Raw genomic sequence first — 18,412 nt, 5'->3', positions numbered from 1 at the left:
GTTTACTCCTCTTTTGCTTCTCTTTGTGCAATAAGGTTTTAAGTAATTTATTCACAAAGAGGTTAAGAGGGCGCTGCGCTTTAGAGAAGTAAAAATAAATAATTACTATGTTTTATGTTTTCTCATTTACTCCTCTTTTGCTTCTCTTTGTGCATAAGATTTTTAATAATTTGTTCAGAAAGAGGCTAAGAGGGCGCTGCGCTTTAGATAAGCCAAAAGTAGGTAATATAAATATTAAAAGCTGCGCTTTTCGCGTGAGCAAGCTTCACGCCTACCGGTGAGGTTTTACATCTCACTTTTAAAGTCCTGATAAATAAAAACCCCGATGGTACATAGTACCATCGGGGTTTTTTAATCGTTTTAGTAAACCTAAACTTTAAATTCGTCTACCGACAAGCGTAGTTCTTCGGCAAGTTTTGCTACTTCTGAACTTGAAATGTTGGTTTGGTTTGCGCCTTCGGCTGTTTGCTCTGCGATGGCTACAATCGACTCAAGACGTTCGCTAATTTCTTGTGCTACTTGTTGTTGCTCAAGTGCGGCAGTCGAAATCTCTTCACTTACGTCGTGAGCTTGCGAAACCGCAAATGTAATTGAATCAAGAGCGCTACTTGCTAGGTCGGTTTGCTCAACACACGATACCGCACGTTGCTTACCTTTGCTCATAGCCGTTACTGCAGCTTCAGCGCCTGTTTGCAGCGACTCAATCATTGATTGTATCTCTTGGGTCGACTCTTGAGTTTTACTCGCCAGAGAGCGTACTTCGTCTGCTACAACAGCAAAGCCTCGGCCGTATTCACCAGCACGTGCCGCTTCAATTGCGGCATTTAGTGCAAGTAGGTTAGTTTGATCCGCTATTCCGCGTATTACATCTAAAATGCTGCCTATTGATGCGCTATCTTGATGTAGTTTATTAATGACTTGTGAGGCGTCGTCTACTTCACGTGCTAACTGTTCAATCGTGGCTTTGTTGTTATTCGAAATACCTTTAACACGCTCAGCTTCTTTATCAGCATTTTTAATTTCGCTAAGTGCTTGTTGAGCGCTGTTGCTAACCGTTTGCGAAGTACTGCTCATTTCGGTTGTTGCGGTTGCGGCTTGTTCAACTTGTGCTTGTTGGTTACGAATTGCTTGGCTTGATTCGGCTGTTATTGCAGATGTTTGTTCTGATGCTGCAGCTAGCTGAGTAGAGCGCGAAATAATGCCTTTAATTAGGCTGCGTAAGTTATCAATTAAGGTGTTACAACTTTTAGATAGTTCGCCAAATTCGTCTTTAGCGCTGTCGTCTAAACGTTGTGTCATGTCGCCACTGGCAACAATATCTAAAATTCGGTTAACTTCAGCAAGTGGTTTAGTAATACGGCTAACAGTAATAATAGCAATCGCTACAGCTAAAAGGGTGGCTATAATCATACCAACCCACGTCCATAAGTTTGCTGAGTCTACGTCGCTGCGCACGCCTTGCTGTAATTTAAACGCAACGTCACTTGCTTGATTAACTAACTCATCAATTTGGTTAAGTGCCATTTTGGTGGCTTGCTCTGACTGTGCAAGCTCTGACTCTGTTAGCGTAATAGAGTCAATTAATCGTTTTTTGTTTGCAGCTAAACCACTACTACCTTTTATATTGTTTTCTAAAGTATCAACATTTTCTTTTAAGCTTGAGTATAAATCGCTGTGAGTTTGCTCTATAGCCGGTTTAATTAAGGCAATGGTACGCGTTACTTCTTCTAGGTAATAGGTTTGCTCGTTTTTAACAATGTCGAGAGTATTAAGCGTTTTAACGGTTAGCATATCAGTGCTGTTACTTACCACTGACATAAAGTTATTTTCTAAATTGTTTGCAGCTTGATAAGCACGAGGGTGGTTTTGCTCAAAGCCATCAATGTCAATAATATCGAGTACAACAGAATTGGCATCTTCTGCACTTAGCTCTATATTTTCTAATTGTGCTTTTAATGTTTTGTTTAATGCTAGCTGTTTGCTTTTATCTTCTAACAAGCTTTCAACTGTGCTTAAAAAGCTTAAGTAGGTTTTTTCTACATTTTGGCTACTTTGATTAAGCGTTGCATCATTTTTAACTACGTCTTGAAGTTCGCGATGAAGGGTATTGAATAACTGCTTTTGCTCAAGAACTTGTTTTTTAATGGGGGCTAGTTCATTTGCAGAAGTAGTGTAAAAGCTCGCTTGAGCGGCTTTACTCATTAAAATAAACTCGGCTTGTAGTTCTGAGCTTTTATTTAGTGCTGGAAGTGATAGTTGGTTCACTTTTTGAGTGGAGCGGTCAATATTTGCAATTTTTATTAAGGAGTTACCACCAATTATTAATAATAATAGTGTGATAAATATAAAACCACCCCAAATACGCTGGCTTACTGTCAGGTTCATAATATTTCCACTCAAAAGTACTTCAATTAAGACTTATCGGCGTTTGTACCAATAAGTTAAGTAATTAAAATCAATTACTTTAACTAATTTTAACTATTAATTGATAAATCTAACAGATGTACTGTTTTTTTTCAGTTTATTTAGACGAAAGGTGGGATTTTTCTACAATTACTTTTTTAGTACTTAGCTCCATTAGGGTCATGGTGTTACCCCATACACAGCCTGTATCTAAGGCGTGAACCCGTGGATTACCTGTTCTACCTTCAAGCGCGGCCCAGTGGCCAAAAATAATATCGTGTTTAGTTTTAGCTATATTAGGATGATTAAACCAAGGGGTTAGTGTTTGACTATCGGTTATTGCACCCTTTGCATTAAGCTCGAGTTTGTTATCACTTGTTAAAAAGCGCATACGGGTAAAGTAGTTAACTATGTATCTAAATTTTTCAAAGTCATCAAGATTGCTTGACCACTCAATAGGGTGAGGCTGATACATGTGTTCAAAAAATGCTTTAGCATTGTTTGATTGATAACAGCTTTGTGCAAATTGCGCGTGCTTTAGAGCATAGTCAATAGACCAGTCGGGGTTTAATCCGGCATGAGATATAAAGCAGTTATGTTTTATAAGCTCTAAGGCCAATGGTTGGGTTTGTAAAAAGGCGATGTAACGCGCTAATTTTGGGCTTTCAAATATTGGGTTTAGTTTATCTTTTGGATTGGTAGGTTTGTTAAGGAAGTAGCAGGCAACCATGTGAAGGTCGTGATTGCCTAAAGTGATGGTCATGCTATTTTGATGTTGGTAAATATAGTCTAAGCAGGCTAGGGAGTCTGGCCCGCGGGCAACTATGTCGCCAACTAAATAAAGGTGATCTTTGCTTGGGTTAAAATCAACACGTTGCAAAAGGGTGTTAAATTCACTAAAACACCCTTGTAAATCACCTATCGCATAATCTGCCATCAGTGGTTACTACTTAATGCAAAATGTTAGGACAAGCCAAACGAAACACATTAATAGGCGCCTGAAACTCAGAGCCAAACTCGTTGCGTAACGTGTAATGGCCTTGCATTGTGCCTACAGGTGTATCTAAAATTGCACCGCTGGTGTATTTATAGCTTTCGCCTGGACCAATGTCTGGCATTTCGCCAACAACGCCTTCACCTTCTACTACTACTTCTTTGCCATTTGCATCGGTAATTAACCAATAGCGGCTCAGTAATTTTGCACTACATAAACTATGGTTTTTAATCGTTACTGAGTAAGCAAATACGTATTTTTCAAGCTCAGGTTGAGATTGACCTTCTACGTAAAATGTTTCTACAGATACCTTTACAGGCGATCCAATATTACTGCTTGTTGTCATAAATCCAGTTAGCTATATCAATAAATTGTTGTAAAGATAAGCGCTCAGCACGCAGCGTTATATCAATGCCAATGCTAGTAAGCTCTTCTGCAGTTAGTAAATTACCTAAACTGTTACGCAGTGTTTTACGGCGTTGATTAAAGGCTTCTAAACACACTGTGTTTAATATTTTAACGCTTTTTGCTGTACGTTGCTCTGGCTTTTTAGGTATTAAACGTATAACCGCAGAGTCAACTTTTGGCGCTGGTTTAAAGCATTCAGGTGGTACTTCAACAACCGGCATTGCGTTACAGTAGTATTGAGTCATTACGCTTAAACGGCCAAATGTTTTACTACCTGGGCCTGCTACCATGCGTTTTACTACTTCTTTTTGAAGCATAAAGTGCATGTGCTCAATATGATCTGAAAATTCAAAAAGATGAAACAATAACGGTGTCGAAATATTGTAAGGTAGATTACCAAACACTTTTAATTTTTTGTCATCGCGAACCAAGCTTGCAAAGTCAAACGTCATTGCATCGCCTTGGTTAACGGTTAATTTAGGACCCAAAAATGGGTGTTCAATTAATCGTTGCGCTAAATCTTTATCTAATTCAACAACCGTTAAATGGCCGCTTAATTCGGCTACTGGCTCAGTGATTGCGCCAAGGCCGGGGCCAATTTCTACTAGGTTGTCTTCTGGTTTAGGATCGATCGCAGAGACTATTTTGTCGATGATAGATTCATCAAATAAAAAGTTTTGCCCAAAACGCTTACGAGCGCGGTGTCCTAAATGTACTTTATCGGTCATTGATTTTGTGCTTTTTCTTGGGCGAGCTTAATTGCTTCGCGGATCGCTAATTCAAAACTGCCAACGTCAGCTGTACCAGTCCCTGCTAAATCGAGTGCAGTACCGTGGTCAACTGATGTGCGGATAAATGGTAAGCCAAGGGTAATATTTACCGATTTACCAAATCCCTTGTATTTTAGCACAGGTAATCCCTGATCGTGATACATAGCAAGCACTGCATCTGCTTCAGATAGGTATTTATCTTGAAATAAGGTATCGGCCGGTAGTGGGCCAATTAAATTCATACCTTCGCTTCTAAGTATCTCAAGCGTTGGCGTGATTGTTTCTATTTCTTCACGACCTAAATGGCCATCTTCACCGGCATGCGGATTTAAACCACACACTAAAATACGTGGTTTTTCTATACCAAACTTAGTTTGTAAGTCGTGATTTAAAATACCCGCTACTTTAGTTAAACGCTCTGGTGTAATGGCACGCGATACATACGCCAGTGGAATATGCGTGGTTACAAGTGCAACGCGTAAGCCCTCTGTTGCAAGCATCATAACTACATCAGCAGTATTTGATTGCTGCGCAAAATACTCAGTGTGCCCACTAAACGAAATACCTGCTTTGTTAATTATGCCTTTGTGAACCGGGCCCGTAACGACTGCATCGAAGGTGCCATCCATGTTTTTTTCGCTTGCTATACGCAAGGTATCTAACACGTATTGTCCGTTACCGTCGTTTAGTACGCCAAGTTCTACATCAACCCCTAAATCAACTTGATGAATATACAAGCTGCCAGCAGGTGCTGCGATGGCGGGGGCATTATCATCAAATTTAATTAAGTTTATTGTTAAGCCTAAATGTTTTGCACGCTCTTTTAATAGTTTGCCATCGGCAATCGCTATAAGTTGAACATCCCACGCTTGCTGAGCAAGCGTGAGTAGCAAATCTGGGCCAATACCGGCGGGTTCACCCGGTGTAATAGCAATTCTTAAGGTCATATTTATTGGTCTGCTGTGAAAATTTCAACGTGAGCTTGCTCGCGCATTTCTTGCTGCCAGTTAAAACTTTCTTCCTTAAATTTACGGTTAAACAACATACCGTGAGCACGGTTACGTTTAGCTAGCTCAGTTTTATCAGCTACACGTTTACCAAGTAACTGCACAATGTGCCAACCAAACTGTGTTCTAAACGGTTCGCTTATTTCGTCTTGCTTAAGAGAAAGCAATGTATCTTTAAACGCAGGTACGTAGGTAGTTGGATCTGTCCAATCGTACTCGCCACCTTTAAGTGCAGAGCCTGGATCTTCTGAGTACTCTTTAGCTAACTTTCCAAAGTCGGCAGTTCCTGCGCGTAAGTCTTTTGCAAAGCCTGCAAGCATAGAGCGTGCTTTTTCTTCACTTAAAATAATTGAAGGTTTAATTAGTATATGGCGTGAGCGCACTTCTGTTGTTTCTACAACTTGTAGACCACGAACGTCTTGTACTTTAATGATATGAAAACCAGCACCAGAGCGAAGAGGGCCAACAATAGCGCCTTTCTTTTGGCCTTTTACTGCTTCAGCAAAAAGCGATGGCATTTCGTTAATACCCATGTAACCAAGCTGTCCACCTTCAAGTGCTTTAGAGCCGCTTGACGATGAAATAGCAATACGCTTAAATTCTTGGCCATCGTTTAATAGCTCAATAACTTTATCTGCGCGTGTTTTTGCGCCAGCAATTTCGTCAGCGTTCGCATCGTTAGGGATATCTATTAAAATATGACCAATGTCGTACTCTTCAGCACTTTGACCTTGGGTTTCCATAATTTTTAAAAGGTTATCAACTTCTTGTTCGCTAATATAAATACGGCGATCGACGCTTGCACGTGTTACTTGCTGCGTTGTAATTTCTTTACGAATTTCTTCACGGTAAGCTTGAAAGCTTTCGCCCGAACCTTCAATAGTACGACGTAAATCGGCAATTGTACCGCCTTGCTCTTGTGCCATGCTTGCAAGAGTTTGATCGAGTTGGCTGTCTGAGATTTGTAACCCCATACGTTCAGCCATTTGTATCATAAGGGCTTGATTAACTAAACGCTCAACAGCTTGTACACGAAGAGTTTCATCTTTTGGTAATTGCTGGTTTTGTTCTTCGGCTTGCTTTTTAACACGATTAATAATGGTGTCTACTTCGCTTTTTAAAATTACGCCTTGGTTTACAACGCCAATAACTTTATCTATTTCTACTGGTGCGGCCATTGCACTTTGACAAAGGCTGGCACTTAAAACTGCTGATGTTAATAATTTTTTTAAATTCATATTCTTTTTACTACTCTTGCTGATAGTACTCTAGTTACTAAGAAAATACGGTCTACGATAGCCAAAAATACCTTGTTGTAATAATTTTTGTGCATCATAACGGCTTTTACTGCCAAGTCCTTTTAATACAAAATTCAAACTAATACCTGAATCAAAAGTTGCTTGTTCTTGGCCTATTGATTGATTTAAATCTGTTTCAATTTGGCGGTGCCCAGTAATTTGGATAGCCCAACAGCATGATTCATACTGTAATCCGCTCAATACTTCGATACTTCTGTTGTTTTCAAGATCTCGATGATAGCTTGCAATAAATTGCCATTCGTCGCTAATAGGAATACTTGTAAATACACCTGCTTGCTCGATTGTATTTCCTGAGACATCATTTGCATAGCGATGGTTCAATTGTACTAGCTGATTATTATCACCTTTATAATCAAGTGTTACATTTGACTGTACCATTTGCTTGCCATCTGTATCGTATTGAATACCTCCAGCGAGGTACCAACGGCGGTGCCAATGTAACATGGTTTGAGCTGCAAATAGTGCATTATAATTAGTGTCTGAGTTCAATCCTTGCTCTGTTGGCTTGGCATCGTCACTTAAATAAAATATTTGGCCGGCACTAAAATTAAATACTTCTTCTTGTTTTTTATCAAATAGGCGCGTTGTAGCACCTAAAGTAAACTGATTCGCTGCTGCTATGCGGTCAACACCTGAAAAGCGCACGTCTCTAAATAAACCATAATAATCGTCTTGTAGCTTGGTTGTATCAAACAAGCCAATGTCTGATTGGTCTTTATTAGGTGTATATAAATATTGAATTTGCGGCTCTAGCGTTTGTATAGCATCTTCAAAAAAGTAAGATGCGTCACGCTCAAAATTAAGCTGAGAATACAAACGTACTTTAGGAATAGTACGCGATACGGTATCGCTGTATTGCGTGCCTGTTAAGTTTCCGCTTTGCTTATAATTAGTTTGCAACAAGCTCACTTCAGATAAAAATGACCACGCATGCGTTGCGTAGTTGTAGCGGGCTTTTGGCTCTATGTGTACACGAGTTGCGTTGTCTATGGCCACTTCTGATGAATCATTAGTAAAATGGCTAATCTCCCCAGACACACTAAAATCAAAATTATCAAAACGCCAAGGCGCAGTTTGCGTAAAATTAACTTGTGGTATTGCAGTATATGACTCTAAGTGATCGCCCAATACTTCAAAGTTTTGTACTTTAATATCGGTGCGCCATGTATCACCCAAATGAGTAAGTGAGCCAGTACGATACAGCTGTGTATCGGTTTTACTTGCGTAATTTGAGCTTAAATCGGTGATGTAGTTATCATCGCTTACATTGGTTACATCAACGTTTGCGCGCCAGTTTTCACCTAGGTAACTTTGCTGTTGCCAATGAAACATATAGCGTTCATTTAAGTCTGGCTCTGAATCATCACTATCTAAATATTCAATTCCTACTAAGCCTTCGTGTTGCTCTGTTAGGTATCTAAATTCTGTTTGTAATTGCAGCCCTTTATTAGACATATAACGAGGCGTAATAGTGGCATCAAAATTAGGCGCAATATTTAAGTAATACGGCGTAATTGTTTCAAGGCCATATTTATCTGAGCTTGAAATAGTTGGAGTAAGTAACCCCGATTTACGGCGTTCATCTAATGGGAATGTAAAATAAGGTAAATATAAAACCGGTGTATCGAGAATGCGTAATACGGCGTTATATGTTTCGCCCCAGCCTTCTTCGCGTGAAAGGTTTATTTCGTCAGCCTCAATTTCCCATACTGGGGTGTCACTTGGGCAAGTAGTAAAGCTTGCATTCATGAGTAATAGGCCAGACTGATTAACAGTGAGCTTTTCAGCGCCGCCTTTACCTTGTTGTTCGGTTAGGCTGTAGTCGGCGCCTAATAAACTGACTTCTGAATTATTTAAATCGGCATTTAATCCGGTGCTGTTTACTTTACTCACGTAATCTTGATAAGTAATTGGCCCCGTTGCATTTAATAAACCACGCTGTTTGTCTATCAACGCAGTTTGTGCGGACAAACTCATCTTAAGGGTGTTAATATCAACATTGCCGGTAAATTCAGCGCTTTGAGTGCCAAGCAGCTCAACATCATCAGCTTGAATATCAACTTCACCAAGGTTAAGGCCTTCAAGCGGTTGCCAAGCTCTGGTTTGCATTGAAATGCCACAAAGGTTGTGTGCCAGTTCAGTTTCGGCAAGCGATGGTGCGCTAACTACGCTTAGCATCAATATGCCCCAGGTTTTGCTCATTTATCGACCTTAATACTGTGTGTTTAATATAATATACACATAATAAAGGAAAATAATGGCAATTACAGTAATTGACCTAATTAACTTAGTGAAAAATAGATATCTTATAAAATGACACGCTTTGAGAATTTACAACAATTTATAAACATACACCTTAATGCCAAGTCGCATACTTTAAACGCGATCACAGGTGATGCTAGCTTTCGCCGTTATTACCGTTTAAATCACGATAATAAGCATTTAATAGTGATGGACTCAGATCCGCAAAAAGTGAATAACGAACCTTACATTTCGCTAAATCAGGTGTTTGTTGAGCAAGGTTTTTTACTTCCTACTATTATTGCAAGTGATGAAAAGCAGGGCTTTTTTGTTCTGAGTGATTTAGGGAGTACGCACCTAGCCGATATGCTTGATGATGCAAACCGCACCGAGCACTATAAAGCATTAATAAGCTTAAGCGCCCAGTGGGCTAAAACGCCGGCAGCTTCAGCTATGCAAGCGTACAACGAAGATTTTATAACACTAGAGCTTGATATATTTAGCCAGTGGTTAGTGAGTGACTTTATTAATGAGCCACTAAGCGCAGAGCAAAACGTAATGTGGAACACAAGTTCAGAGCTATTAATAAAGGCCATGCTTGAGCAACCCACTGTTACCGTTCATCGCGATTACCATAGCCGTAATATTATGAACAGTAACGGCCAGTGGGCAATTATAGATTATCAAGATGCTTTACGCGGGCCGCTTTGCTACGATTTAGTATCGCTACTACGCGATTGCTACTTTAAACTGCCTCAAAAAGAGTTAACAAGCTTGCTTGATTTTGCTTATCAGGAATTTACGGCTCAAAATTTACTGGCTAACACTTCATTCGATGAGTTTAAATATTGGTTTGATTTAACCGGATTACAGCGCCACTTAAAGGCTGCAGGTATATTTTGTCGATTGTATTTACGCGATGGTAAAACAGGTTATTTAGATAATATTTTACCGACACTTGATTACATTATTGAAGTAGCAGCAATTTACCCAGAGCTTAAAGCATTGAGTGAGTGGACAAAAAATACCATAGTGCCAAAAGTGACTGAAAAGTTGGCAAAGGAGCGCTCATGAAAGCGATGATTTTAGCTGCAGGGCGCGGAAAACGTATGATGCCGCTAACGCAAAATATGCCAAAGCCAATGTTAAAAGTGGCAGAAAAACCACTTATTGAGCACCATATAAATAACCTCAAAGCTGCCGGAATTACCGATATTGTAATAAACCTTGCGTGGCAAGGTGATAAAATAAAAGACTACTTTAACGATGGCAGTCAGTTTGGCGTAAACATACTTTACAGCCAAGAAGTTGAAGGTGGACTTGAAACGGCTGGCGGTATAATTGAAGCATTACCGTTATTGGGTGACTCGTTCATTGTAGTAAATGGTGATGTATACACCGACTACGATGTAAGTTCGCTAATGCAACTTCATTTACAACCCGGTGAGGCGCACATAGTGCTGATAGAAAACCCGCCACACAATCCAGATGGCGACTTTGCATTGAGCCATTTATCGGCCGAGAGCCAAAAATATACATTTTCAGGGATTGGCCGGTATCAGGCTGATTTTTTTAAAGGATTAACGCAAGGTATTCGCCCTTTAGGGCCTATTTTACGTGAAAAGCTAAATAAACATTTAGTCTCTACTGAGCTCTATATAGGGCAGTGGGATGATATTGGTACACCAGAGCGTTTAAACCAATTAAACACGCGCCTTGAGGCGTAATAACTCAATTTTTAAAAAGGCAGTATTATAGATGTGGGGAAAAATTCTCGGTTTTTGTTTTGGCTTTATGTTTGGCAAAATATTTGGTGCCATTTTAGGTTTATACCTAGGTCATTTATTTGATAAAAGCTTAAAAAATAACTTTGATAAAGCAGGCGGCTTTTCTAGTCTATTTAGTGGTGACGATGTTCACGAGCGCCAAGCTTTATTCTTTTCAAGCTGCTTTGCTGTCATGGGGCACATTGCTAAATCGAATGGTCGAGTTAGCGAAGTACATATAAAAGCGGCTAACTTGTTTATGGATGAAATGGGCTTAAAAGGCGAAGAACGCCGTGAAGCACAGCATGCATTTCAATCAGGTAAAGAGAGTGACTTTTCACTTAAAGAAACAGTACACGATTTTAAAGAACGCTTTGCTAAACGAAACGATTTAATACAGTTATTTTTAGAAATACAAATTCAGATGGCATTTTCTGATGGCGTGCTAGCCGAGCAAGAAAAGCAACTATTAGCAGAAGTAAGTAAACAGCTAGGCATTTCTAAAACACACTTTGCATTTGTATTAAAACGTTACCAAGCTGAGTTTAACTTTAGAAAGCAACAACAGCGCTTTAATCAGCAGCAACAAAACCAAGGTCAAAGTAGTAGTTACCGTGAAGGTTCTGGCCACCATGTACCGCCAAATAATAATATGAACCGTGCGCAAGCATTGGCGTTATTAGGCTTAAGTAGCGATGCAACGCAGCGTGATATAAAAGTAGCGTACCGTAAACTTATGTCGCAACATCATCCAGATAAATTAGTATCGCAAGGTTTACCAAAACACATGATGGAATTAGCTGTTAAAAAGAGCCAAGATATTCAAGCTGCTTATGAGTATTTAAAAAAGTCGGCGTAAAAAACCGTCTATTTCTTTTGTTAGGCGTGCGTGTTGATCGGGTTGATCGCGCAGGCCAAACAACTGGCGTTGGCGGTAATCAAACTTTGCATTTCGGTTAACCCAGCGCTGACGATTTTTAAGACTCATTAAGATGTCTGTGCTGTCATTTGCATAGTAAATATCAAGCAAGGCAGGTGTAACAAGTGAAGCCGTTTGGCTCAAGCTTTCGTTACGCTTTGTGTTAGGCAGGTAACTACTTAAACTTATAAACGCCTCAACTCTCTCGTCCGGAAAATCTGCATAGTACTCCAACAACACACCCGCACTCGTACCTTGTGCAATAACCACTATATTACTCGAGTCTTCCATTGCAGTTTGATACAGCGCATTAAAACGAGAAATGAGATTTATTTTGTAGTTATCGAGCACGTCATCAGTTACTTTTTCAATTGCATTAACGTAATGAGGTTCTTCTTTTATTTTTGCAGGCTGTGATTGTGCGCTTGTTGCTGTGTCGGGTGATGCAGGTTCATCGGCTTTACTAGGCGCAGCTTCGGCTTCGCTGGGCATTGCTTCGGCCATTTTACTTGCTTGCCAGTCAATGTCGGGTACTGTCATTGCGTAGGTGCTGTAACCTAAATTATTAAGCTCTTTGCGCAAGTAGCTCATACCTGAATTATTGGTAGGTGAAGAATGCCAGTCGGGTATAAGTATTACGATACCTCTAAAATTACTACTCATATACTCGCTGTAAAGGCTTAAAAATTCTGTTTCACCCGCCAATATAGGCTTTATTTCATCGCTTGGAAGTAGTCGCTCAATATCGCTATTTTCAATACTTGATAGGCTAGGTGGAGCAATATGTTCAGCTGCGCTGATGGGGTTAGCTAAAAGTAGGGCACAGCTGAGCTGTATATAAAAAGCCCCTTTTAAAAACCGTGGAAATAGCATAACGCACCTAACTAATGACAATTAGTTAGGTATCGGCAAGGTTATCTAAAAGTTTAATGTATAGAGCGAATTAGCTAGTAAATTTAAACCTGTTAAAACTCTAATTCGGCTTCAAAAGTAAGTACTTGCTCAGTTACTGGGTGCTTTAATTGCAGCATTTGTGCATGTAATTGTAAGCGAGGAGCGGCAGCAAGTGCCTCTTTGTGGGCGTAAAGTCTATCACCTAAAATAGGATGACCAAGGCTTAACATATGCACACGTAGTTGATGCGAGCGACCAGTGATGGGAGTTAGCTCTACACGGGTTGCATTTTCTTCACGCTCAAGTATTTTGAAATGCGTAAGCGAAGGTTTACCTCTGTCGTGATCAACCATTTGTTTTGGGCGATTAGGCCAATCACAAATAAGGGGTAAATCTACTGATCCTGTTTCAGCTTCAAGTTGTCCGTATACACGTGCTATGTAACGTTTAGCTGTTTCGCGCTCTTGAAACTGCATACTTAAATGTCTGTGCGCTGCTTTATTCATGGCAAGGCACAGTATGCCAGAAGTTGCCATATCTAAGCGGTGCACTATTCTCGCTGTTGGAAAAACACGATTAACACGATTAATTAAGCTGTCGGCATGTTTAGGATCTTTACCTGGGACAGTTAATAACTCACTTGGCTTATTAACTATCAGTAAGTCGTCATCCTGAAAAAGTATTGTTAAATACGGATTCATAGGGGGGTTGTAGTTAACTAACACGGCCGACCTTAGTAATTTTGAAGGGCGCTATTTTAGTGGAGCAAGTTAAAAGGCTCAAGTAAAAGTTTGGCTATATTGTTTTAACTAATAATCCAAGCCTTAGCTCCTTTAAAGCACTTTTATAGCTTAATTTCTTGCGCTGTTAATAATCGATATTCACCACTGGCCAAGTTTTCATCTAGGGTAATTCCCGCAATCTGCTCGCGATGCAGCTCAACTACTTTGTTATCTACCGCGTAAAGCATACGCTTAACTTGATGATACTTGCCTTCACTTATTGATAAACGCAGGCCGTAATTAGCAAGCTTCTCTGCTATAGCTGGGCGGGTTAAATCTTTTTCGTTATGCAGCATGACACCTGTTCGTAATTGCTCAAGCGCTTCATCGGTAATCGGCTCTTGGGTTTCGACGAGGTAGGTTTTAAATTTATTGCTTTTAGGTGCCGTAATTTTATGTGACCAATCGCCATCATTAGTAATAATAACTAACCCTGTGGTATCTATATCAAGGCGACCTGCCACATGAAAGTCGCTCATATTTGGCTCATCAAGTAAGTCAAAAACGGTTTTATGTAGCTCGTCACTGTTAGCACATACATAGCCAACAGGTTTATTTAGCATGTAATAGCGCTTACCTAAAAATACCAAAGGCGTACCTTGGTGCAGTACTTCATCTTGCTGGGCTAGCTGAAAATTATGTGAGGTAATTATTTCGCCATTAACGCTTACTTCTTTTCGCTTAATACTCGCGCGAGCTTGGGTACGCGGTATTTCAGCTAAGTGGCTAATAAATTTATCTAAGCGGCAAGGGAATTTCATTTTGGTTCACATTTTTAGTCGGCTACAATGGGCGCGATTATAGCCGATAGTGAAATACCATGACAGTGCACAGCACACAAATTTTAAGCCTTTACCAAGCAAAAATAGACACAGGTGAACTGTGTTTTGATGCTGCGCAGCAAAATGCAGTGGAAGCTTTAAATACGCTAAGCGAGCAACTTCAAGCTCACACATCGTGGTGGCAAAAATCGACTTTAATAAAAGGTGTTTATTTATACGGACCCGTAGGGCGTGGTAAATCCATGTTAATGGATTTATTTTATAAAAACCTACCTATTGAGCAAAAGCAGCGGCTGCATTTTCATCATTTTATAGCACAAGTGCATGCCCAGCTTTCGCAGCTACAAGGTCAAAAAAATCCACTAATCCTAATTGCAAAACAGTGGGCTAAAAATATTCGAGTACTATGTTTTGACGAGTTTTTTGTAAGCGACATTGGCGATGCCATGATTATGGCCAGATTGTTCAATGCCTTGTTTGAACAAGGTGTTGTGCTGGTGGCCACATCGAACGCAAAGCCAGAGCAACTTTATTACAACGGCCTGCAACGGGCGCGATTTTTACCTACTATCGATTTAATTAATAACCATTGCCATATAATTAACGTGGCAGGGGAGGACGATCACCGTTTTAGATATGGTAAAAACAGTCGTCACTATTTTATTAATTTATCAAATCACGATTTTGAAAGTAGGTTTTTAGCTTCGTATCCGGCTGTAACATGCAGCAACACAGTTAGTGTGCATGGGCGCAATTTACCTTATTTATTAAGAGCCGATAATGCCTTGATGATTGATTTTATGGCGCTATGTTCAGGCCCACGCAGTGCTAACGACTATATGTTTTTAGCAACGCAATTTGATGTGTTATATGTATCGAACGTGCCGCAAATGGGTGCTAAAGCAACGGGTAAAGTTATTGTGCATGGCATTGAAGATAGCTACCAACGCGAAAAACAAATGCTTGATGAGCATACTTTTGACGATGAAGCACGGCGCTTTATTGCCTTAGTAGATGAGTTTTACGATTGCCATAAATTGCTAGTGATAAATGCGCAAACCGACATTGAACATTTGTATAAAGGTAAAAAGTTGAGCTTTGAATATGCGCGCACGCAATCACGCATAGTCGAAATGCAAAATTGGTAACGCTTTAATATATATTGTAAACGAGCTTGCTCAAGTGAGAAGCGCTGATAGCTATTCATTGCCTTATTAAAATGCAATGCCTCTTAAAATCCTTGCGAATAAATCACTTAAAATCTTATTGCACAAAGAGAAGCAAAAGAGGAGTAAATGAGAAAACATAAAACAATAGTAATTATGTATTTTTACTTCTCTAAAGCGCAGCGCCCTCTTAGCCTCTTTGTGAATAAATCACTTAAAATCTTATTGCACAAAGAGAAGCAAAAGAGGAGTAAATGAGAAAACATAAAACAATAGTAATTATGTATTTTTACTTCTCTAAAGCGCAGCGCCCTCTAAACCTCTTTGTGAATAAATCAGTTAAGATCTTATTGCACAAAGAGGAGTAAATGAGAAAACATTAAAGCATAGAAATTACGAGCTTTGCCCATCACGCCAGCAAGTTGTGTCTACAAGAAAGTTTAGCCACGGCTTAAACTTACCCCTCTTGGCGCACTATATTCTCAAGGGCGCGAATATTAGTAATTAAGTCCTGGCGTTGTGGGTTGGCTTGCAATGCTTTTCTAAGGTGCTTTAGCGCGCTCGGGTAGTCTTTAGAATCAATCGCTATTTGCGATAATCCAAGCCACGCCGATAGTTGGTAATCAGGTAGGGCTTGTGCACGAACATACATAAGTTTAGCTTGGGTAAGTTGGCTTTTACTGCGATAAATACTCGCTAAACTAAGTAGGGCATCACCTAAATTCGGGTTTATTTTAAGTGCGTTATTTAAGCTTTTAAGAGCACGTTTAGTATTACCTTGTTGCATAGCAATTTGTGCGCTGTATACAGAAAACTGCGCTTGTTCATCACGGGGTAGTTGCTTAGTTAATCTTTTTGCGCTGCCTATTAGATCTTTAGCTAAATCCCATTTTTGTTGAGATACAAGCCAGCCTAAAGTTTGCATCGAGGTATTAATAACCTCAACTTGCTGCTGTTTAGTGGCGTGTTTTAAACTTTGCTTTAATAAACTAACAGCGCGTTCAGTGCTACCTTCACTTAAATGCAACTGGGCTGCTAAAAGCTGGTTGCTGGTATCTTTAGGGTTGAGTTTTAAGGCCACTTCAATAGCAGCAAGCGCTTGCTTTTTTTGATCAAGTTGTAACGCTATTTGTGCACGTTGCAACCAAAGTTCAGCTTTATCAGGGCTTTTATTGAGTAATTCTTTTAGTAATGCGTTAGCTTGATTTAAATCACCCGATTCAATTAACGCAAACAATAGCCCTTGTTGATATTGGCTTGTTTCTGGCGCTAGCATCAGCGCTTGGCGGTAGGCCGCTACTGCGCTCCAAGGTTGGCTGTGCTGCACGTGTATATAAGCAAGTTGCGCATAACTTTGTGCATCAGCCTGACCAAGTTCAATAGTGCGTACTAAGTGTGTTTGTGCTTTGTCATACTTTGCTTGTTGCATGTATAAAAGGCTCAAACCTTGGTGTGCTTTTACTAAATCAGGTGAAGCTTTTAAACACGCCAAGTAAGCCAGTTCAGCGTTATTAAAGTCCTTTGTTGAAAGCAAAACTTGTGCACGTAACAAGTTTAAAGCAGTGCTATCTTGGCTTATATCACGACCTTTAAATAGCGCAGCGACTTCACTGTAATTACCTGCTTGTAACAGTGGTTGCACTTGGCGAGCAAAACCGCGCTCGGTCGGCTCAATAAGGACCTCTGTAGGACCCAGTAATTTATTATTTATAGCCAACTGCCATGTTGGATCGCTAGGCGATAACGTTACTTTTAGTGGCGCATTAGTATCACTGGCAGCGCTTGCATGTACGCTACTTGCACTTACTAAAGGTAATGAACACATTACAGTCGTCAACAGTGCGGAAGTTAATGGTTTTAGCGTTTTAAATATATTCATATTTTTCATTTTAATAGGCTTAAGGTTTAAATTCGATTGGCCAAATAAAGCGAGCGCGTACGGTTTCACCTTCTTTTTTAGGTGCACTAAAGCGGCTTTGTTTAATAATTTTGTCGATAGCTGGTTTAAGTTCAGGATATGGATTTTGCACTACCTCAATTAAACTTACCTTGCCACTTTCATCAATAAATACATCGAGTTTTACAGTAAATACATCAACACCTCGGCGGGTTAAGCTTTTTGGTAAAACGGCCTTGACGGGAGTAAGCAAAGTGGGGAGACCATCGAGTTGATTTAAGCTAAATGCATCCCAATTTACACTCATTGATTGCCATTGTGGCGCGCTTACTTTTACGCTAGGTGTATCGGGTTTTACAATACTTAAATTGCTGTTGATCTTAATTTTTACGGCTTGAATAGACGCGCCTGCACCTTCTACCGCTAAGCTTTGCATTGGCTCACTTGTTTGCTGTTGCGATATTGATGGCGGAGGAGGAGGTGGCAGTGCCACCATGGCAATCTCACGTACAACCACTTTGTCTTGTATATGATGCTCTGCAAGTTGTCCAAGCCATAAAAGTAGTAATGCAGCACTAAGTACAATGAGGCTAAGGCCAAATGCAAAAAGTGGATGGCGATTGTTTTTTGTTTTTTGAGGCGAGTCAATCGTGTGCATATTATTGCTTCGTAGCTAAGTTAACTTGCGCCGCGCCTGCCAGCTTTGCTTCGTCAATTACTTGAACAAGTAACTCTGTAGGTACTGTTTTATCAGCTTGAATAACCACAGGGCGTTGTTGCTGTTTGAGCATTTGCTCGACACTACTACGTACACCAGCGACACCAATTTGGCTACCATCAAAAAATACTTGTTGAGAGTCGGTTATTGCTAAAAATATAACTTGCTGCTCAAGGCGACTGGCCGATACGGCTTGTGGTTTATCAACTTCAACGCCGCTTTCGCGTACAAATACGGTTGTAACAATAAAAAATATTAGCAATATAAATACCACATCAAGTAGTGGCGACATATCGATATGTTGCCCCGCTTCTTGATCTAGTTTGTGCTTTAATCGTGATTGCAT

The 18,412-nt window shown here is 40.0% G+C and carries 17 protein-coding genes; 4 read left to right on the top strand and 13 right to left on the bottom strand.

Annotation, left to right across the window (positions count from 1 at the left end; translation table 11 throughout):
* Positions 1-369: 369 nt before the first annotated feature.
* From GQR52_RS17375 to lptD, 7 genes are all read right to left on the bottom strand, one after another.
* Positions 370-2,385, bottom strand: a complete 2,016-nt coding sequence (locus GQR52_RS17375; RefSeq protein WP_101163650.1) for a methyl-accepting chemotaxis protein — start codon at positions 2,383-2,385, stop codon at positions 370-372.
* 136 nt (positions 2,386-2,521) lie between these two features.
* Positions 2,522-3,340: a symmetrical bis(5'-nucleosyl)-tetraphosphatase gene (locus GQR52_RS17370; protein ID WP_165729255.1), complete on the bottom strand. Its 819-nt coding sequence runs from the start codon at positions 3,338-3,340 to the stop codon at positions 2,522-2,524.
* Between the two features lie 13 nt (positions 3,341-3,353).
* Complete coding sequence (gene apaG / locus GQR52_RS17365; RefSeq protein WP_007585091.1) at positions 3,354-3,743, bottom strand: Co2+/Mg2+ efflux protein ApaG; 390 nt, start codon at positions 3,741-3,743, stop codon at positions 3,354-3,356.
* Entirely contained in the window at positions 3,727-4,533 is an 807-nt protein-coding gene (gene rsmA / locus GQR52_RS17360) for a 16S rRNA (adenine(1518)-N(6)/adenine(1519)-N(6))-dimethyltransferase RsmA (protein ID WP_007585090.1), read from the bottom strand. The genes apaG and rsmA overlap by 17 nt, the downstream gene beginning before the upstream one ends.
* Positions 4,530-5,522, bottom strand: coding sequence for a 4-hydroxythreonine-4-phosphate dehydrogenase PdxA (pdxA, locus tag GQR52_RS17355; RefSeq protein WP_007585088.1), 993 nt, complete (start codon positions 5,520-5,522; stop codon positions 4,530-4,532). The genes rsmA and pdxA overlap by 4 nt, the downstream gene beginning before the upstream one ends.
* Before the next feature lie 2 nt (positions 5,523-5,524).
* Positions 5,525-6,820, bottom strand: a complete 1,296-nt coding sequence (gene surA, locus GQR52_RS17350; protein WP_007585086.1) for a peptidylprolyl isomerase SurA — start codon at positions 6,818-6,820, stop codon at positions 5,525-5,527.
* Between the two features lie 30 nt (positions 6,821-6,850).
* Positions 6,851-9,103, bottom strand: coding sequence for an LPS assembly protein LptD (lptD, locus tag GQR52_RS17345; protein ID WP_165729253.1), 2,253 nt, complete (start codon positions 9,101-9,103; stop codon positions 6,851-6,853).
* Between the two features lie 111 nt (positions 9,104-9,214).
* On the opposite strand from lptD, the gene GQR52_RS17340 reads away from it, so the two are divergent.
* From GQR52_RS17340 to djlA, 3 genes are read left to right on the top strand one after another with little or no spacing between them, the layout of a single operon-like run.
* On the top strand, positions 9,215-10,216 hold the full coding sequence (locus GQR52_RS17340; RefSeq protein ID WP_165729251.1) for a phosphotransferase: 1,002 nt from the start codon (positions 9,215-9,217) through the stop codon (positions 10,214-10,216).
* Positions 10,213-10,869: an N-acetylmuramate alpha-1-phosphate uridylyltransferase MurU gene (gene murU / locus GQR52_RS17335; protein ID WP_165729249.1), complete on the top strand. Its 657-nt coding sequence runs from the start codon at positions 10,213-10,215 to the stop codon at positions 10,867-10,869. Before GQR52_RS17340 ends, murU begins: the two co-directional genes overlap by 4 nt.
* Positions 10,870-10,900: 31 nt before the next feature.
* A complete protein-coding gene (djlA, locus tag GQR52_RS17330; protein WP_007585079.1) occupies positions 10,901-11,767 on the top strand; it encodes a co-chaperone DjlA in 867 nt (288 codons plus the stop codon).
* On the opposite strand, the gene GQR52_RS17325 is transcribed toward djlA, so the two are convergent.
* The 3 genes from GQR52_RS17325 to rsuA all read right to left on the bottom strand — a co-directional run bounded on the left by GQR52_RS17325 (position 11,750) and on the right by rsuA (position 14,264).
* Positions 11,750-12,700, bottom strand: coding sequence for a DUF3530 family protein (locus tag GQR52_RS17325; RefSeq protein WP_165729247.1), 951 nt, complete (start codon positions 12,698-12,700; stop codon positions 11,750-11,752). The genes djlA and GQR52_RS17325 overlap by 18 nt on opposite strands.
* 92 nt (positions 12,701-12,792) lie before the next feature.
* Complete coding sequence (gene rluA, locus GQR52_RS17320; protein ID WP_007585075.1) at positions 12,793-13,446, bottom strand: bifunctional tRNA pseudouridine(32) synthase/23S rRNA pseudouridine(746) synthase RluA; 654 nt, start codon at positions 13,444-13,446, stop codon at positions 12,793-12,795.
* A gap of 119 nt (positions 13,447-13,565) precedes the next feature.
* A complete protein-coding gene (gene rsuA, locus GQR52_RS17315; RefSeq protein WP_165729245.1) occupies positions 13,566-14,264 on the bottom strand; it encodes a 16S rRNA pseudouridine(516) synthase RsuA in 699 nt (232 codons plus the stop codon).
* Between the two features lie 59 nt (positions 14,265-14,323).
* Between rsuA and zapE the strand changes: the two genes are divergently transcribed.
* On the top strand, positions 14,324-15,433 hold the full coding sequence (gene zapE / locus GQR52_RS17310) for a cell division protein ZapE (protein WP_165729243.1): 1,110 nt from the start codon (positions 14,324-14,326) through the stop codon (positions 15,431-15,433).
* 475 nt (positions 15,434-15,908) lie between these two features.
* On the opposite strand, the gene GQR52_RS17305 is transcribed toward zapE, so the two are convergent.
* From GQR52_RS17305 to GQR52_RS17295, 3 genes are read right to left on the bottom strand one after another with little or no spacing between them, the layout of a single operon-like run.
* Positions 15,909-17,330 (bottom strand): tetratricopeptide repeat protein, encoded by a 1,422-nt coding sequence (locus GQR52_RS17305; RefSeq protein WP_165729241.1) that lies wholly within the window; start codon positions 17,328-17,330, stop codon positions 15,909-15,911.
* Positions 17,331-17,349: 19 nt separating this feature from the next.
* Positions 17,350-18,006, bottom strand: coding sequence for an energy transducer TonB (locus GQR52_RS17300; protein ID WP_010555258.1), 657 nt, complete (start codon positions 18,004-18,006; stop codon positions 17,350-17,352).
* A gap of 1 nt (position 18,007) precedes the next feature.
* The gene (locus GQR52_RS17295; RefSeq protein ID WP_165729239.1) at positions 18,008-18,412 is read right to left on the bottom strand and encodes a biopolymer transporter ExbD; all 405 of its coding nucleotides are present in this window, start codon (positions 18,410-18,412) and stop codon (positions 18,008-18,010) included.

The organism is Pseudoalteromonas sp. 31A1 (assembly GCF_011378815.1).
GTDB classification, from domain to species: domain Bacteria; phylum Pseudomonadota; class Gammaproteobacteria; order Enterobacterales; family Alteromonadaceae; genus Pseudoalteromonas; species Pseudoalteromonas arctica.
The sequence above is the reverse complement of the archived record's forward strand: the minus strand, read 5'-3'. Positions and strand labels throughout refer to the sequence as shown.

Excerpts from the sequence above, each read along its gene's own strand:
- murU (WP_165729249.1), top strand. The coding sequence starts at position 10,213 with ATGAAAGCGATGATTTTAGCTGCAGGGCGCGGAAAACGTATGATGCCG.
- rsuA (WP_165729245.1), bottom strand. The coding sequence starts at position 14,264 with ATGAAATTCCCTTGCCGCTTAGATAAATTTATTAGCCACTTAGCTGAA.
- GQR52_RS17340 (WP_165729251.1), top strand. The coding sequence starts at position 9,215 with ATGACACGCTTTGAGAATTTACAACAATTTATAAACATACACCTTAAT.
- GQR52_RS17370 (WP_165729255.1), bottom strand. The coding sequence starts at position 3,340 with ATGGCAGATTATGCGATAGGTGATTTACAAGGGTGTTTTAGTGAATTT.
- apaG (WP_007585091.1), bottom strand. The coding sequence starts at position 3,743 with ATGACAACAAGCAGTAATATTGGATCGCCTGTAAAGGTATCTGTAGAA.
- zapE (WP_165729243.1), top strand. The coding sequence starts at position 14,324 with ATGACAGTGCACAGCACACAAATTTTAAGCCTTTACCAAGCAAAAATA.
- GQR52_RS17305 (WP_165729241.1), bottom strand. The coding sequence starts at position 17,330 with ATGAATATATTTAAAACGCTAAAACCATTAACTTCCGCACTGTTGACG.
- rsmA (WP_007585090.1), bottom strand. The coding sequence starts at position 4,533 with ATGACCGATAAAGTACATTTAGGACACCGCGCTCGTAAGCGTTTTGGG.
- pdxA (WP_007585088.1), bottom strand. The coding sequence starts at position 5,522 with ATGACCTTAAGAATTGCTATTACACCGGGTGAACCCGCCGGTATTGGC.
- GQR52_RS17300 (WP_010555258.1), bottom strand. The coding sequence starts at position 18,006 with ATGCACACGATTGACTCGCCTCAAAAAACAAAAAACAATCGCCATCCA.
- GQR52_RS17325 (WP_165729247.1), bottom strand. The coding sequence starts at position 12,700 with ATGCTATTTCCACGGTTTTTAAAAGGGGCTTTTTATATACAGCTCAGC.
- djlA (WP_007585079.1), top strand. The coding sequence starts at position 10,901 with ATGTGGGGAAAAATTCTCGGTTTTTGTTTTGGCTTTATGTTTGGCAAA.
- lptD (WP_165729253.1), bottom strand. The coding sequence starts at position 9,103 with ATGAGCAAAACCTGGGGCATATTGATGCTAAGCGTAGTTAGCGCACCA.
- GQR52_RS17295 (WP_165729239.1), bottom strand. The coding sequence starts at position 18,412 with ATGCAATCACGATTAAAGCACAAACTAGATCAAGAAGCGGGGCAACAT.
- GQR52_RS17375 (WP_101163650.1), bottom strand. The coding sequence starts at position 2,385 with ATGAACCTGACAGTAAGCCAGCGTATTTGGGGTGGTTTTATATTTATC.
- surA (WP_007585086.1), bottom strand. The coding sequence starts at position 6,820 with ATGAATTTAAAAAAATTATTAACATCAGCAGTTTTAAGTGCCAGCCTT.